This is a genomic window from Streptomyces sp. NPDC015125 (genome assembly GCF_043080045.1).
Lineage (GTDB): Bacteria > Actinomycetota > Actinomycetes > Streptomycetales > Streptomycetaceae > Streptomyces.
Genome location: NZ_JBIBVF010000013.1, coordinates 115647 through 131022, shown reverse-complemented (window position 1 = coordinate 131022; position 15376 = coordinate 115647). Strand labels below are relative to the sequence as shown.

At 72.7% G+C, this 15376-nt stretch carries 9 protein-coding genes; all 9 read left to right on the top strand.

Going from position 1 to position 15376, the window contains the following annotated elements; genetic code table 11:
• Positions 1 to 5: 5 nt before the first annotated feature.
• The 9 genes from ACF088_RS25435 to ACF088_RS25395 all read left to right on the top strand — a co-directional run bounded on the left by ACF088_RS25435 (position 6) and on the right by ACF088_RS25395 (position 15016).
• Positions 6 to 1292 carry an MFS transporter gene (locus ACF088_RS25435; protein WP_392378083.1) on the top strand — a complete coding sequence of 429 codons (1287 nt, stop codon included), beginning with the start codon at positions 6 to 8 and terminating at the stop codon, positions 1290 to 1292.
• The gene (locus tag ACF088_RS25430) at positions 1292 to 3073 is read left to right on the top strand and encodes an IucA/IucC family protein (RefSeq protein ID WP_392378082.1); all 1782 of its coding nucleotides are present in this window, start codon (positions 1292 to 1294) and stop codon (positions 3071 to 3073) included. Before ACF088_RS25435 ends, ACF088_RS25430 begins: the two co-directional genes overlap by 1 nt.
• The gene (locus ACF088_RS25425) at positions 3070 to 4335 is read left to right on the top strand and encodes a type III PLP-dependent enzyme (RefSeq protein ID WP_392378081.1); all 1266 of its coding nucleotides are present in this window, start codon (positions 3070 to 3072) and stop codon (positions 4333 to 4335) included. Before ACF088_RS25430 ends, ACF088_RS25425 begins: the two co-directional genes overlap by 4 nt.
• A gap of 1 nt (position 4336) precedes the next feature.
• A complete protein-coding gene (locus ACF088_RS25420; protein ID WP_392378080.1) occupies positions 4337 to 5107 on the top strand; it encodes an HpcH/HpaI aldolase/citrate lyase family protein in 771 nt (256 codons plus the stop codon).
• Between the two features lie 87 nt (positions 5108 to 5194).
• The gene (locus tag ACF088_RS25415) at positions 5195 to 6427 is read left to right on the top strand and encodes an NAD(P)/FAD-dependent oxidoreductase (protein WP_392378079.1); all 1233 of its coding nucleotides are present in this window, start codon (positions 5195 to 5197) and stop codon (positions 6425 to 6427) included.
• 141 nt (positions 6428 to 6568) lie between these two features.
• A complete protein-coding gene (locus tag ACF088_RS25410; protein ID WP_392378078.1) occupies positions 6569 to 10909 on the top strand; it encodes a molybdopterin-dependent oxidoreductase in 4341 nt (1446 codons plus the stop codon).
• Between the two features lie 186 nt (positions 10910 to 11095).
• Positions 11096 to 11290: a hypothetical protein gene (locus ACF088_RS25405; RefSeq protein WP_392378077.1), complete on the top strand. Its 195-nt coding sequence runs from the start codon at positions 11096 to 11098 to the stop codon at positions 11288 to 11290.
• Between the two features lie 42 nt (positions 11291 to 11332).
• On the top strand, positions 11333 to 13786 hold the full coding sequence (locus ACF088_RS25400; protein ID WP_392378076.1) for a phosphoketolase: 2454 nt from the start codon (positions 11333 to 11335) through the stop codon (positions 13784 to 13786).
• 174 nt (positions 13787 to 13960) lie between these two features.
• The gene (locus ACF088_RS25395) at positions 13961 to 15016 is read left to right on the top strand and encodes a cation diffusion facilitator family transporter (protein ID WP_392378075.1); all 1056 of its coding nucleotides are present in this window, start codon (positions 13961 to 13963) and stop codon (positions 15014 to 15016) included.
• Positions 15017 to 15376 lie beyond the last annotated feature (360 nt).

Here is a 15376-nt window from a genome sequence, read left to right as displayed (position 1 = left end):
GCCCGATGAGCCCGACGAAAACCGCCACCACCGCACGCGTCGAACCGGCCGCCGTCGAGACCAAGGTCAGCCCAGGACTCGCCCGCCGCCAGGTGTTCGCCGTGGCCGGCTGCTACTTCGTGGCCTCGTTCGCCGCGCTGGGCCTGCCGCCGTACCTCACCGAGATCCTGCCCGAGCTGGGCGACGGTGCCGCCCGCTGGGCCGGTCTGCTCTACATCGTGCCCACCATCTTCGGCGCCATCGGTGCGCCGCTGTGGGGGCGGCTCGCGGACCGGTTCGGCCGTAAACGGCTGTTGCTGCGGGCGCAGTTGGGGCTCGCCGCGGCGTTCCTGCTGGCGGGCTGGGCCGACTCGATCGGCACCTTCGCCGCCGCGCTGGTGATCCAGGGCGTACTGGGCGGCACCTTCGCCGCGTCGAACGGCTATCTGGGGGCGGCGCTGGAGGGCCATGCGCTGTCCCGGGCGCTGACGCTGATGCAGGGCAGTGCCCGCGCGGCGCTGGTGTGCGCGCCGATCGTGGTCGGCTCGCTGACGCCGTGGCTGTCGCCGCACCGCCAGTACGCGCTGCTGGCCGTGCTGCCGCTGGCCGCCGCGGCGATGCTCGCGGCGCTCCCGGAGCCGCCGCGGTCCCGCCCGGCACCACCGCAGGCCACCACCGCGGAGGCCGAGGCGGACGGAACGCCGGTGGTCGAGGCCGCAGCCGAACCTTCCGGGCGTGCCCCCGCCGCTTCCCTGCGGGCCCTGTACGCGATCGAGTTCGCCTTCGTCTTCTCCACCGTCATCTCGTTCCCGTACCTGATCTCCCTCATCAAGGAGCGCATACCCGGCACCGGACCGATGGTGTCCGGCGTCCTGTTCGCCCTGCCGCACATGTGCTACCTGATCGCCGCGATCCCGGTGCACTCGCTCTTCCGCAGCCGCCCCCGGGCGGGCATAGCGCTCGGCTTCGGCTGTATCGCGCTGGGCCTGGCCGGGCACGGCATCGCCGACTCGCTCACCTCGTTCATCGCGGTGCGTCTGGTGCTCGGCGCCGGCCTCACCCTGGGCCTGGTCTGTATGTCGGTGCTGGCCGCCGACTGCGCCAAGGGCCGTGCCCCCGGCGGGCTGTTCGGCTCGATCGAATTCTTCTCCAAGGCCGGCGCGGTCGCCGCCGGGGTGGCCGCCGCGGTCGGCAACGACTGGTTCGGCCCCACCGCGCCCGTCCTGACCGGCACCGCGATAGCGCTGGTCACCGTGTTGGCGACCGCCGCCCCCCGCCTTCCCCGTACTCTCCGCACCCGCAGGAGCCTGTGATGCCCTCGCTGACCAATTCACCCGCCCCCGCCGCGGCCTGCGCCGCCCCCGCCACTCTGCCCAGCGCGGACCAGGCCGTGGCACACACCCTGCTCAACTGCCTGCTGCGGGAGGTGTCCGGACCCGAGCACCAGACCGCCGTCGACCACGGCCGGCTGCTGCTGCGGCTGCCGCGGCGCGGCGTGCTGCTGCGGGTCGCGCTGCGCCGTACCTCGCTGCTCGGCGCGCACCGGTTCACCGGCCCGGTGTCCGAGCAGACCGCCGACGGCTGGGCCGAGGTCGGCTGGCGCCGGCTGGCCGAGTACGTACACGCCGAGCTGTCGCTGCGCACCGGCGTCGACAACGAGGAGTTCCTGGCGCAGATCACCTCCAGCCACCAGGCCGTCTCGGCGGCGCTGGCGGCCCGTACGGAGCAGGGCGCCGCCGCCGGCCCGGCCGATGCGGACGACTGGCAGGCCGCCTACGTCACCTCCGAGCAGTCGCTGATCCTCGGCCACCGCTTCCACCCGACCCCCAAGGCCCGCACCGGCGACCCCACCGCCTGGCAGTCCTACGCCCCCGAGACCGGGGCCGTCTTCCCGCTGCTGCTGCTCGCCGTACGCGAGGAGCTGATCGCCGAGGAGGGGTCCGGCGACGGTGCCACCGACCCGCTGGACGCGCTGCACGCCGACGTCCCGGACGGCTACCGGCTGCTGCCCGTCCACCCCTGGCAGTACGAGCTGCTGCGCGACCACGCGGGCCTTCAAGAGGCGCTGGACCGCGACGACATCCGCGTCCTGGGAAGCAGCGAAACGCCGTTCGCCGCCACCGCGTCGGTGCGCACGCTCTACGACGGCGACGCGTTCTTGAAGTTCAGCCTGAACGTCCGCATCACCAACTGCCTCCGCAAGAACGCCAGTTACGAGCTGTCCGGGGCCGTGGCCCTCACCCGGCTGCTGGCGCCCGCGCTCGCCGATCTCGCCACCCGGTTCCCCGGCGCGGCGGTGCTCCGGGAGCCCGCCTACCGCAGCCTCGCCCTGCCCGGCGCGGACGGCCGCCCGGACACCGAGCTGCTGGAGGGCTTCGGCGTCATCGTCCGCGAGGGCCTGTCCCAGCGGCTGCTGCCGGGCACCACCCCGCTGCTGGCGGGCGCGGTCGCCGACGAGTACCCCAGCAGCCCCGCGCACATCTCCCGCCTCCTGGACGGCGCCGGTCCGCAGGCCGCGCTGGAGTGGTGGGCCGCCTACCTCAACCTGCTGCTGCCGCCGGTGCTCGCCGCCTACTTCGACCACGGTCTGGTGCTGGAGCCGCATCTGCAGAACGTGCTGGTCTGCGTCGACGGCGACGGGATGCCCGCCCAGGTCCTCTTCCGCGACCTGGAGGGCACCAAGCTCGTCCCCGAGCACCACGCCGACCTGCTGGCCTCGCTGCCCGAGCAGATCGCGGCGCCGATGACCTACGACGCCCAGCGCGGCTGGGACCGCGTGGTGTACTGCCTGCTGGTCAACCACGTCGCCGAAATGCTCGCCGCGCTCGCCGACCTGCACCCGGACACCGAGACGGAGCTGTGGGCGCAGGTCCGCCGCACCCTGCAGACCCACGCGGACCGGTACGGCTGCCCGCCGCGGCTGGCCGCCCTGCTGGCCGGCGTCCCGCTGCCCGCGAAGGCCAATCTGCTCACCCGCTGGGAGCGCAAGGCCGACCGTGAGGCCGGCTATGTCCTGCTGCCCTCGCCGCTGGCCGAGGCCGTTCTGTCGGGCGCCGTGCGTACCGACGACACCACCCCCTGGAGCGCACGATGACCACTCCCGCCCCCGCCCTCACCCCGGGCGTCCGCGACCGCACCCTGGCCCTCGCTCCCGAGGAGCTGCCCGCCTACCTCTACGACCTGACGGCGCTGCGCGCGCATCTGGCCGAGGTCCGGGCCGCACTGCCCGAGCGCGTCGAGCTGTACTACGCGGCCAAGGCCAACCCGGAGGCGGAGATCCTTCAGGCGCTGCGCCCGTACGTGGACGGCTACGAGGTCTCCTCGGGCGGCGAGCTGGCGCACGTCGGCAAGGCCGTGCCGGACGCGCCGCTCGCCTTCGGCGGACCGGGCAAGACGCCCGCCGAGGTCACCCAGGCGCTGGAGCTGGGTGTGCAGCGCTTCCACGTGGAGAGCGTGTACGAGCTCCACATGCTCGCGAGCCTGGCCGGCCGCCTGGCGCCACAGCGCCGTATCGCGGTGCTGGCCCGCTTCAACCTGCCGGTCGACGACGGTTCCCTGGACGGCAGTTCGCTCGCCATGGGCGGCCGCCCCACCCCCTTCGGCCTGGACCCCGCGCAGGCCGGTGAGGTCGTCACGCTGCTCACCGACGGCACCTACCCGCAGCTCGAACTCCGCGGCATCCACGCCCACTTGGCCAGCGGCCTGGAGGCACCCGAGCAGCTCGCCGTGTCGGAGGCCGTGGTCACCTGGGCCGCCGGGCTGGCCGCGCACCACCGGATTCCGCTCACCGAGGTGACCATCGGCGGCGGGATGGCCGTCGACTACGCCGCCCCGGAGCGCCGGTTCGACTGGGCGGCGTTCGGTGCGGGCCTGGCGCGGCTCGCCGACGCCCACCCCGGCTTCACCCTGCGCATCGAGCCCGGGCGTGCGCTGACCGCGTACTGCGGCTGGTACGCCACCGAGGTGCTGGATGTGAAGCACAGCCACGGCGAGGAGTTCGCCGTGGTCCGCGGCGGCACCCACCATCTGCGCACCCCCGCGACCAAGGGCCACGACCAGCCCTGCACGGTCCTGCCGTCCGACGCGCCCTGGCCGCACCCCTGGCCGCGGTCGGCGGCGCAGAGCGGCCGGGTCACCGTCACCGGTCAGCTGTGCACCCCCAAGGACGTCCTCGCCCGCAACGTCCCGGCGCCGGGGCTGCGGGCCGGTGACCGGGTGGTCTTCGGGGTCGCCGGGGCGTACGCCTGGAACATCTCGCACCACGACTTCCTGATGCATCCGCGTCCCGGCTTCCACTTCCTCGGCGCCGGGGAGCCCGGTGCGGCCGGGGAGCCCGGTGCGGCCGGGGAGGTCTGAGATGCTCCGCCCCAACCAGGTCCGGCGCGGGCTCGCCGCGGGCGAGGAGGTGTACGGGCTGTTCAGCACGCTGCCCGAGCCCACCATGGTCGAGATGATCGGCTGCGCCGGCTACGACTTCGTCATCCTGGACACCGAGCACACCCTCGTCGACCCGCAGCGGCTGGAGAACCTCATCAGGGCCGCCGAGACGACCGGGCTCACGCCCTTCGTCCGGGTCCCCGAGGCCGATCCGGGCGCCGTGCTGCGCGCCCTGGACGCCGGGGCGATGGGCATCGTCGTCCCGCACGTCCGGTGCCGCGCGGACATCGACGCCACGATCCGCGCCGCCCGCTACGCGCCCGAGGGCATGCGCTCCCTCAACGGCGGCCGGGGCCCCGGCTTCGGCAGCATCGACCCGGCCGAGTACCTCCGCCGGGCCAACGCGGAGATCATGATCGTGGCGCTCATCGAGGACGCCGAGGGGGTCGAGGCGATCGACGAGATCCTCTCCCCCGGCGGCGTCGACCTGGTCCTGCCAGGACCCGGCGATCTCTCCCAGTCGTACGGGGTGCCCTGGCAGGTCCGGCACCCCCGCGTCCGGGAAGCGGTCCGGAGCCTGAGCGACGCCTGTGGCCGCCACTCCGTTCCCTTCTGCGCCATGTCCACCACGCCGGAGCGCCGCGCCGAGTGGCGCGCCGACGGCGTCCGGGCCTTCGTGGTGGGCGAGGACCGCGATCTGACGGCGCGGGCGCTGCGGGGACATCTGGAGCGGACCGCCGGGCGGGACTGACGGCAACTCCTTCGGCGGTACCCGCCCGGGCTCCGGGCGGGTAACTGATGACCGGGTAACCGATCGTCCGAAGGAGCTGAGCGGGACATGGCCCAGAACACAGCATTCATGATCGCGGGAGCGGGGCTGGCCGGCGCGAAGGCCGCGGAGACACTGCGGGCGGAGGGCTTCGACGGCCCCGTTCTGCTGCTGGGTGACGAGAGCGAGCGTCCCTACGAGCGTCCGCCGCTGTCCAAGGGCTATCTGCTGGGCACCTCCGAGAAGGAGAAGGTGTACGTCCACCCGCCGCAGTGGTACGCCGAGCACGACGTCGATCTGCGCCTTGGCAACGCCGTCACCGCCCTCGACCCGGCCGGCCACGAGGTGACGCTCGCCGACGGCAGCAGGCTGGGCTACGCCAAGCTGCTGCTGGCCACCGGCTCCACACCGCGCCCGCTGCCGGTACCCGGCGCCGACCTCCAAGGGGTCCACACGCTGCGGCGCCTGGCGGACAGCGACCGCCTCAAGGAGGTCTTCCGGACCGCGTCCCGGATCGTGGTGATCGGCGGCGGCTGGATCGGTCTGGAGACCACGGCCGCCGCGCGGGCGGCCGGCGCCGAGGTGACCGTGCTGGAGGCGGGGCCGCTGCCCCTTCTGGGGGTGCTGGGCCGCGAGGTCGCCCAGATCTTCGCCGATCTCCACACCGAGCACGGCGTCGCGCTGCGCTGCGGCACCCAGGTCACGGAGATCACCGGCACGGACGGCAGGGTGGACGGGGTACGGCTGGCCGACGGCACCCGGATCGCGGCCGATGCGGTCATCGTCGGCATCGGGATCACCCCCAACAGCGAGCCGGCCGCGGCGGCCGGACTCAAGGTCGACAACGGGGTCGTCGTGGACGAGCAGCTGTGCTCCTCCCACCCGGACATCTACGCCGCCGGCGATGTCGCCAACGCCTACCACCCCCTCCTGGGCAGGCACCTCCGCGTCGAGCACTGGGCCAACGCCCTCCACCAGCCGCAGACCGCCGCCAAGGCCATGCTGGGCCAGGAGGTCCGCTACGACCGGCTGCCGTACTTCTTCACCGACCAGTACGACCTGGGCATGGAGTACACCGGATACGTCGAACCGAAGGGGTATGACCGGGTCGTCTTCCGCGGCGACACCGCTGCCCGGGAGTTCATCGCGTTCTGGCTCTCCGGCGGCCGGGTGCTGGCCGGGATGAATGTGAACGTCTGGGACGTCACCGATCCGATCCGGGCCCTGGTGGCGAGCGGCCAGGCCGTGGACCCCGACCGGCTCGCCGATACGGACGTACCGCTGGAGGCGCTCCTTCCCTGAGCGGCGGCCGCCGGCCGTCCTCACGGGGCGCGGCCGGCGACTGTGTGGCCGCCGTAACGACGGGTGATCACTCGACGTGACACCCGGTTAACGGGCGATTCATACCGTGGGCGGAGCATCCGACCACGAAGGGGACCACCCGTGACCGCACCGGAACCGCCGGCCGAGAGCCTCACGCAGGTGCGGACGGCATGCTCGTACTGCGGCGTCGGCTGCGGGATCGTGCTGGATGTCGCGACGGGCCCCGACGGGCGGCGGACGGTCCGCAAGGCGGCCGGCGACAAGGCCCACCCGGCGAACGGCGGGCGGCTGTGCACCAAGGGCGCGACCAGCGCCGAGCTGCTCGCCGCGCCGGGGCGGCTGTCGACCGCTCTGGTGCGCGCGGACCGCGGCGACGAGCCGGCGGCCGAGGCGATGGACACGGCGATCAAGCGGACCGCCGGGCGGCTGCGGAAGATCGTCGACGAGCACGGCCCGGATGCCCTCGCCCTCTACGTCTCGGGGCAAATGACCCTGGAAGCCCAGTACTTGGCGAACAAGCTCGCCAAGGGCTTTGTGCGCACCCGGCACATCGAGTCCAACTCGCGGCTGTGCATGGCGAGCGCGGGCAGCGGCTACAAGCTGTCGCTGGGCGCGGACGGCCCGCCCGGCTCGTACCAGGACTTCGAGCACGCCGAGGTCTTCTTCGTCATCGGCTCGAACATGGCCGACTGCCACCCGATCCTCTTCCTGCGGATGCGGGAACGGGTGAAGGCGGGCGCCAAGCTGATCGTGGTCGATCCACGGCGCACCGCCACCGCCGCCAAGGCCGATCTGTTCCTGCAGATCGCGCCGGGTACCGATCTGGCGCTGCTCAACGGCCTGCTGCACCTGCTGGTCGAAAACGGCGCCGTCGACACGGAGTTCATCGCCGAGCACACCGAGGGCTGGGAGGCGATGCCGGACTTCCTCCGCGACTATCCGCCCTCGGTGGTCTCGGAGATCACCGGGATACCGGAGGCGGACCTCCGCCGGGCCGCGGAGTGGATCGGCGCCGCGGGCGACTGGATGAGCTGCTGGACCATGGGCCTGAACCAGAGCACCCACGGCACCTGGAACACCAACGCGCTGATCAACCTGCATCTGGCGACCGGTGCGATCTGCCGTCCCGGCAGCGGCCCCTTCTCGCTCACCGGCCAGCCCAATGCGATGGGCGGCCGCGAGATGGGCTACATGGGGCCGGGCCTGCCCGGCCAGCGCTCGACGCTGGTGGCCGGGGACCGGGCCTTCACCGAAGAGCTGTGGGGCCTTGCGGCGGGGACGCTGCGGGCGGACGAACCCGGCCGGGGAACCGTCGAGATGTTCCGGCGAATGGCGGACGGGGACATCAAGGCGTGCTGGATCATCTGCACCAACCCCGTCGCCTCGGTCGCCAACCGCCGGACGGTCATCGAGGGACTGGAGGCGGCCGAGTTCGTCGTCTCGCAGGACGTCTTCGCGGAGACCGAGACCCATGCGTACGCCGATGTGGTGCTGCCGGCCGCCATGTGGGCCGAGTCCGAGGGCGTGATGGTCAATTCGGAGCGCAATCTGACGCTGGTGCGGCAGGCCGCCGATGCCCCCGGCGAGGCCTGGCCGGACTGGCGGATCATCGCCCGGATCGCCTGCGAGATGGGGTACGGGGACGCCTTCGGCTATGAGAGCGCGGAGGAGATATTCGAGGAGATCAAGCGCGCCTGGAACCCGCAGACCGGCTATGACCTGCGCGGGGTGAGCTACGAGCGGCTGCGGCACACCCCCGTGCAGTGGCCCAGCGCGGCCGCCGACGGCCCCGACCGCAATCCGGTGCGCTACCTCAACGACGGCAGCAGCCAGACCCTTCAGGAGCGGCCGGACGGCACCCGACCCCGGCTTTCCTTCCCCACCGCCAGTGGCCGGGCCGCCTTCTTCGCCCGTCCGCACCTTCCGGCGGCCGAGCTGCCCGACGACGACTTCCCGTATGTGCTGAACACCGGACGGCTGCCGCACCAGTGGCACACCCTGACCAAGACCGGCAAGGTCGCCAAGCTGAACAAGCTCAACCCGGGCCCGTTCGTGGAGCTCCATCCGGACGATGCCCGGGCGCTGGGCATCGCGGAGGGCGACACCGTCGAGGTCGCCTCGCGACGCGGACGGGCGGTGCTGCCCGCCGTGCCGACCGACCGGGTACGGCCCGGGAACTGTTTTGCGCCCTTCCACTGGAACGATCTGTTCGGCGAGTACCTCAGCGTCAATGCGGTCACCCATGACGCGGTCGATCCGGTCTCCTTCCAGCCCGAGTTCAAGGTGTGTGCGGTGTCGTTGGCCAGGGTGGCGGGCGAGGCGGGGCACCGGCCGGGAGGGGCGGGCGCGGCGCATACGGGCGGCGGCGCGCCCGAGACCGGTACGGGTAAGGACTCCGGCACGGGCCAGGACTCCGGCACGGGCCCCGGCACGGGCCGGGGCCCCGGCACCCAGGGGACGGTGGCGGCGCTGTCCGACGTGTTCCGGCTCGCCGGTTCCGCCCCGCCGGTGCTGGCCGACCACGAACGCCGCTACCTCTCCGGCTTCCTCGCCGGGCTGGGCTCCGGAACCGCTGCCGGCACGCCCGTGCTGCCCGCCGAGGCGCCCTTCGGTCCGGAGAGCGCGCTGTGGGTCAACGGCGTGCTGGCCGGGATGTTCTCGCGGGCACCGGATGCCCGGCCGTCGACGGCGGCGGACCCGGCGCATGCCACCACCGCCACGGCCGATGCCCCGCCCGCACGTACGGTCCTTGTCCTCTGGGCCTCCCAGACCGGCAACGCGGAAGAGGCCGCCGCCGACACGGCCCGGCGGCTGCAGGGCAGGGGGCGGGACGCGACGCTGCTGAGCATGGCCGACAGCGCACCGGCCACCCTGCCCCGCGGCACCGATCTGCTCCTGGTCACCAGCACCTTCGGTGACGGCGACGCCCCCGACAACGGGGCCGGGTTCTGGGAGACCCTCAACGCGCCGGACAGCCCGCGGCTGGACGGCGTGCGCTACTCCGTCCTCGCGCTCGGCGACTCCTCGTACGACGATTTCTGCGGCCACGGCCGCCGGCTCGACGCCCGGCTCGCCGAGCTGGGCGCGGTGCGGCTGGCACCGCGCACGGACTGCGAACCGGACTACGAGCAGCCGGCGGGGCAGTGGCTCGACCAGGTCCTCACGGCCCTGGAGTCCGGCGCGAAGCCGGACGCGAAGCCGGACGCGAAGCCGGACGAAGGTGCGGACGGAGGTGCGGGCGAAGGTGCGGACACCGGCACCGCCGGGGCCCCGGCCGCCGGGGCACTCGCACCGGAGGCCGCCCCGGCCCCCGCCGCCCCGGCCCCTGCCCGCCCCTCCAAGGCCGCGCCCACCACGGTTCGTCTCGTCGGCAATCAGCTGCTCAGCCGCCCCGGGGCCGCCAAGGAGGTACGGCAGTTCTCCTTCGACACCCGTGACGACGACGGCAGCCCCCTGGACTACGAGGTCGGCGACGCGCTCGGCGTACTGCCGCAGAACTGCCCGGACCTCGTCGCGGAGTGGCTGGCCGTCACCGGCCTCGACCCCGCCGCCGCCGTCGACCTCGCGGGCCTCGGCACGGTGCCGCTGGGCGAGGCCCTGCACCGCCATCTCGACATCGCCCGGATCACCCCCGGGCTCCTCCGGCTGATCGCCGAACGCACCGGTGACCGCGTCCTGAAGAAGCTGCTGCGGCCGGACAACAAGGGCGAGTTGGCCCAGTGGGCCTGGAGCCGGCAGGCCGTCGACGTCCTCGCCGAACACCCGGTACGGGCCGGTGCGGCACAGTGGGCCGGTGTCCTCACCCGCCTGCAGCCGCGGCTGTACTCCATCTCGTCGAGCCCGCTGACCGATCCCGCCCTGGTCCGGCTGACGGTCTCCGTGGTCCGCTACGAGAACCGCCGGGGGCACCCGCGCAAGGGCGTCGCCTCCACCTTTCTGGCCGATGCCGAGCCCGGGTGCCCGGTGCCGGTGTTCGTCCAGCGCGCCGCCCACTTCCGGCCGCCGGCCGATCCGGCCACCCCGATGGTGATGGTGGGCCCCGGCACCGGCGTCGCGCCCTTCCTCGGCTTCCTCGACGAGCGGCGGGCCCGCGGCCACCGCGCCCCCAACTGGCTCTTCTTCGGCGAGCAGCGCCGGACCACGGACTTCTACCACGAGGAGGAACTCGGCCGGCTGCGCCGCGACGGGCTGCTCACCCGGCTGGACACCGCCTTCTCCCGCGATCAGCGCGCCAAGGTCTACGTCCAGGACCGGATGCGCGAACACGGCGCCCAGCTGTGGTCCTGGCTCCAGGACGGCGCCCATTTCTATGTGTGCGGCGATGCGTCCCGGATGGCCAAGGACGTCGACCGTGCGCTGCGGGACATCGCCGTCGCACACGGCGGTCTGGCGAAGGAGTCGGCGGCCGGTTACGTCAAGCAGCTCGCAGCGGAGAAGCGCTACGTCCGCGACGTGTACTGAGACGTGTACTGAGACGTGTACTGAGCGGCCGGTTCGGCCGGCCCGGGGCACGCCCGCTGCGTTTCCCCTGTCCCGCTGCCTTCTTCTGTCTCGTGAACGGAGCGTTTCACGAACGCACCCACGGGTCATTTCCTGAACGGGCCGACCGGAGGCATTGGACGGACGATGGGGAGGAAGGAGAGTTCCATGACCTTGACGACCGTCCACGCCATGACCACCGAACCGACGCCCAGGGGGCCGGGGCCCGTGCCGAGTGACCCGCACCCGGTGCCGCACGACCCGGTGCCGGCCGAGCCGGAACCGGAGGAGCCCGGCCCGGACCCGGAGGAGCCCCCCGGCGCGGAGCCGGGCGACCACCCGGCCCCCGAGCCACCCGACTGAACGGGGACGCCACCGGTTGCACGCCACCACAGGGAGATGAGCATGCACGGTACGGAGAACTCGGCAGGGGCGGGGACGAGCGGGGAGCCGGCGGCGCCGGGGCCCCTCGACGCCGCCGAGCTGCACCGTCTCGACGCCCACTGGCGGGCCGCCAACTATCTGGCCGCCGGACAGATCTATCTGATGGCCAATCCGCTGCTGACGGCGCCGCTGCGACCCGAGCACATCAAACCGCGGCTGCTGGGCCACTGGGGCACCTCGCCCGGCCTGAACCTGGTGCACACCCACCTCAACCGCGTCATCAAAGCCCGTGAGCTGGACGCCCTGTGCGTGTGGGGGCCGGGGCACGGCGGCCCGGCCGTGGTGGCCAACTCCTGGCTGGACGGCACGTACTCCGAGACCTATCCCGATGTCACCCGGGACGGCGAGGGCATGGCCCGGCTCTTCCGGCAGTTCTCGTTCCCCGGCGGGGTGCCGAGCCATGTCGCCCCGGAGACTCCGGGGTCGATCCATGAGGGCGGTGAGCTGGGCTACTCCCTCACCCATGCCTACGGCGCCGCGTTCGACAACCCGGAGCTGTTCGTCGCCTGCGTGGTGGGTGACGGCGAGGCGGAGACCGGGCCGCTCGCGGCGTCCTGGCACGCCACGAAGTTCCTGGACCCGGTGCACGACGGCGCGGTGCTGCCCGTGCTGCACCTCAACGGCTACAAGATCGCCAACCCGGCGGTGCTCGCCCGGATCCCGCGGGACGAGCTGGACGCCCTGCTGCGCGGCTACGGTCACGATCCGATCCATGTCGCGGGCGACGACCCGGCGACGGTCCATCAGGCGCTGGCCGCCGCCATGGACGATGCACTGGACCGGATCGCCGCCATCCAGCACCGGGCCCGCACCGAAGGGGGGACGGAGCGCCCCCGCTGGCCCGTGATCGTGCTCCGTACGCCCAAGGGCTGGACCGGTCCGCACGAGGTCGACGGGAAGCCCGTCGAAGGGACCTGGCGCGCCCACCAGGTACCGCTGCCCGGCGTACGCGACAACGCGGGGCATCTGCGGCAGCTGGAGGAGTGGCTGCGTTCGTACCGTCCGGAGGAGTTGTTCGACGACGAGGGCCGGCCGCGCCCCGACGTGCTCGCGTGTGTGCCCGAGGGAGCGCGCCGGCTGGGCGCCTCACCGCACGCCAACGGCGGTCTGCTGCTGCGCGATCTGCCCGTCCCGCCACTGGAGCGGTATGCGGTGGAGGTCGGCAAGCGCGGCAGCGAACTGCACGAGCCGACCCGGGTGCTGGGCGGACTGCTGGCAGCGGTCATGGAGGCCACCGCCGAGCGCCGCGACTTCCGTGTCGTGGGCCCCGACGAGACCGCCTCGAACCGCCTGGAGGCGCTCTACGACATCACCGGCAAGGCCTGGCAGGCCGCCACACTCGACACCGACGAGCACCTCGCGCACGACGGCCGGGTCATGGAGGTGCTCTCCGAGCATCTGTGCCAGGGTTGGCTGGAGGGCTATCTGCTCACCGGCCGGCACGGGCTCTTCTCCAGCTACGAGGCGTTCGCGCACATCGTCGACTCGATGGTCAACCAGCACATCAAATGGCTGCGGACCTCGCGCCGGCTGCCCTGGCGGCGGCCCATCGCCTCACTGAACTACCTGCTGACCTCCCATGTCTGGCGGCAGGACCACAACGGCTTCTCGCACCAGGACCCCGGCTTCGTCGACCACATCCTCAACAAGAGCCCGGAGGTGGTGCGGGTCTATCTGCCGCCGGACGCCAACACCCTGCTCTCGGTGGCCGATCATGCACTGCGCAGCCGCGACTACGTCAATGTGATCGTGGCCGGCAAACAGCCGAGCTTCGACTGGCTCAGCCTGGACGAGGCCCGCGCCCACTGCGCGCGCGGCGCCGGTGCCTGGGAATGGGCGGGCACCGAGGACGGCACCGTTGCCCAGGCTCTCGGCTCCGCTCGAACAGGGGAGACTCCCACCCCCGATGTGGTGCTGGCCTGTGCCGGTGACGTGCCCACGCAGGAGATCCTGGCGGCGGCCTCCCTGCTGCGCCGGCATCTGCCGGAGCTGACGGTGCGGGTGGTCAATGTCGTCGACATGGCCCGGCTGCTGCCGTCGGGAGAGCATCCGCACGGCATGCCCGACCCCGAGTACGACGCCCTGTTCACCCGCGACAAGCCGGTCGTCTTCGCCTACCACGGCTACCCGTGGCTGATCCACCGGCTCTGCTACCGCCGCGCCGGCCACGCGAATCTGCATGTCCGCGGCTATCGGGAGGAGGGCACCACGACCACGCCCTTCGACATGGTCGTGCGCAACGATCTCGACCGGTACCGGCTGGTGATGGATGTGATCGACCGGGTCCCGGGCCTCGGGGTGCACGCCGTCGCGCTGCGGCAGGCGATGGCGGATGTCCGTACCCGCCACCACGCCTGGATCCGGGAACACGGCACCGATCTGCCGGAGGTCACCGACTGGACCTGGGCGAGCTGACGGCATCCGGCCGAACATGCGGGACACCACCCCCACGCAGCAGGCCGAGGCGAAGGCGGCGCCGTTCCGTGGGGCGCAATCCCACGGAACGGTGCCGCTCCGCACCACATACACCACCCTGGCCGGGCGGCTACGATCGCTCCGGCTGTCCAACCGACGACGGGGAGGCCACGCTTGTCCCGGCACGCTGAGACTGCGCATCACTCCACCGGCCGACCGGACCAGGACGAGGGCAAGGACCAGGAGGACAGCCGGACCGCGGTCACCGTTTTCGTGGCGCTCGGCGCCAATCTGGTGATCGCCCTCGCCAAACTGCTCGGCGGGCTGTTCGCGGGCTCGCCCGCGCTGCTCTCCGAGGCCGCGCACTCGGTGGCCGACAGCCTCAACGAGATCTTTCTGCTCGCCTCGCTCAAGCGCAGCACACGCGCGCCCGACAGCAAACACCCCTTCGGCTACGGGAAGGAGCGGTACTTCTGGTCCCTGCTCGCCGCCGTCGGCATCTTCGTCATGGGCGGCTGCTTCTCCGTCTTCCAGGGCATCGAGGCGCTGCGCTCGGGCAGCTCGGAGAGCCATACGGGCTATGTGGTCGGCCTCGTCGTGCTGGCCGTCGCGCTGGTCGCGGAGGGCTCCTCACTGGTCCGCGCCGTGCTGCAGGTGGCCGGCCAGGCGCGGCAGACCGGCCGGAGCATCCGGGAGGCGATCCGCTCGGCCGACGACCCCGCGCTGCGGACGGTACTGGCCGAGGACTCGACGGCGTGTTTCGGTGTGCTGGTCGCCATGGCCGGCCTGGGACTTCACATGATCACCGGCAAGGTCCAGTGGGAGGCCTGGGCGTCCATGCTCATCGGTGCGCTGCTGGTGTTCGTCGCCTACCAGCTCGCCAAGGAGTCGCGGGGCCAGATCATCGGTGAGGCCGCCGACCCGGCTCTGCGCCGGGCCCTCCTGGAGTTCCTGGAGGCGCAGCCGGAGATCGACACCGTGACCACCCTGCTGTCGATGCGGCTGGGGACCCGGTCGACGCTGGTCGCGGCCCGTGTCGACCTCGCCGCCGGCCTGGACAGCGAGGAGGTCGAGGAGGTCCTGGTACGGCTGAAGAGCACTATCCGGGAGAGGTGGCCGATCGCCGACCAGGTCTTCCTGGACGTCACGGATGCCTCGCCGAGGGACCGGGAACGGGCCCGGCAGGAGCGGCGGCAGCTCGACCAGGCGGTGGACGACGAGCCCGGGTAGGAGGCCGGCCGGGCAGGAGGGGCGGCCCGGGCAGGAGGGGCGGCGCGGGAGGGGTGAGGCGCGCGGCCGTGGCCCCGCCTGCTCCAGGACACCGGCGACATCCTGCAACGACCAACTCTGCGCGGTGAGTTGTGGGTCATCGAGCCGGGGTTACCCGCTCCTGGTTCGCCGTAGGCTCGCGCGTCCGGGTGAGGGGGTGCGCGGTGCGCCCGTCCGCCCCCCGTCTCGCCGAGTGCCCCCCGCCGTCGCAGAGTGGGGACGTACGCCGGGCAGCCGGTTCGTGCGGAGCACTTCGCACGGCCGACGTTCGTGCGGAGCACTTCGCATGGTCGGCGCAGGACCGGCAAGGAGACCAGCATG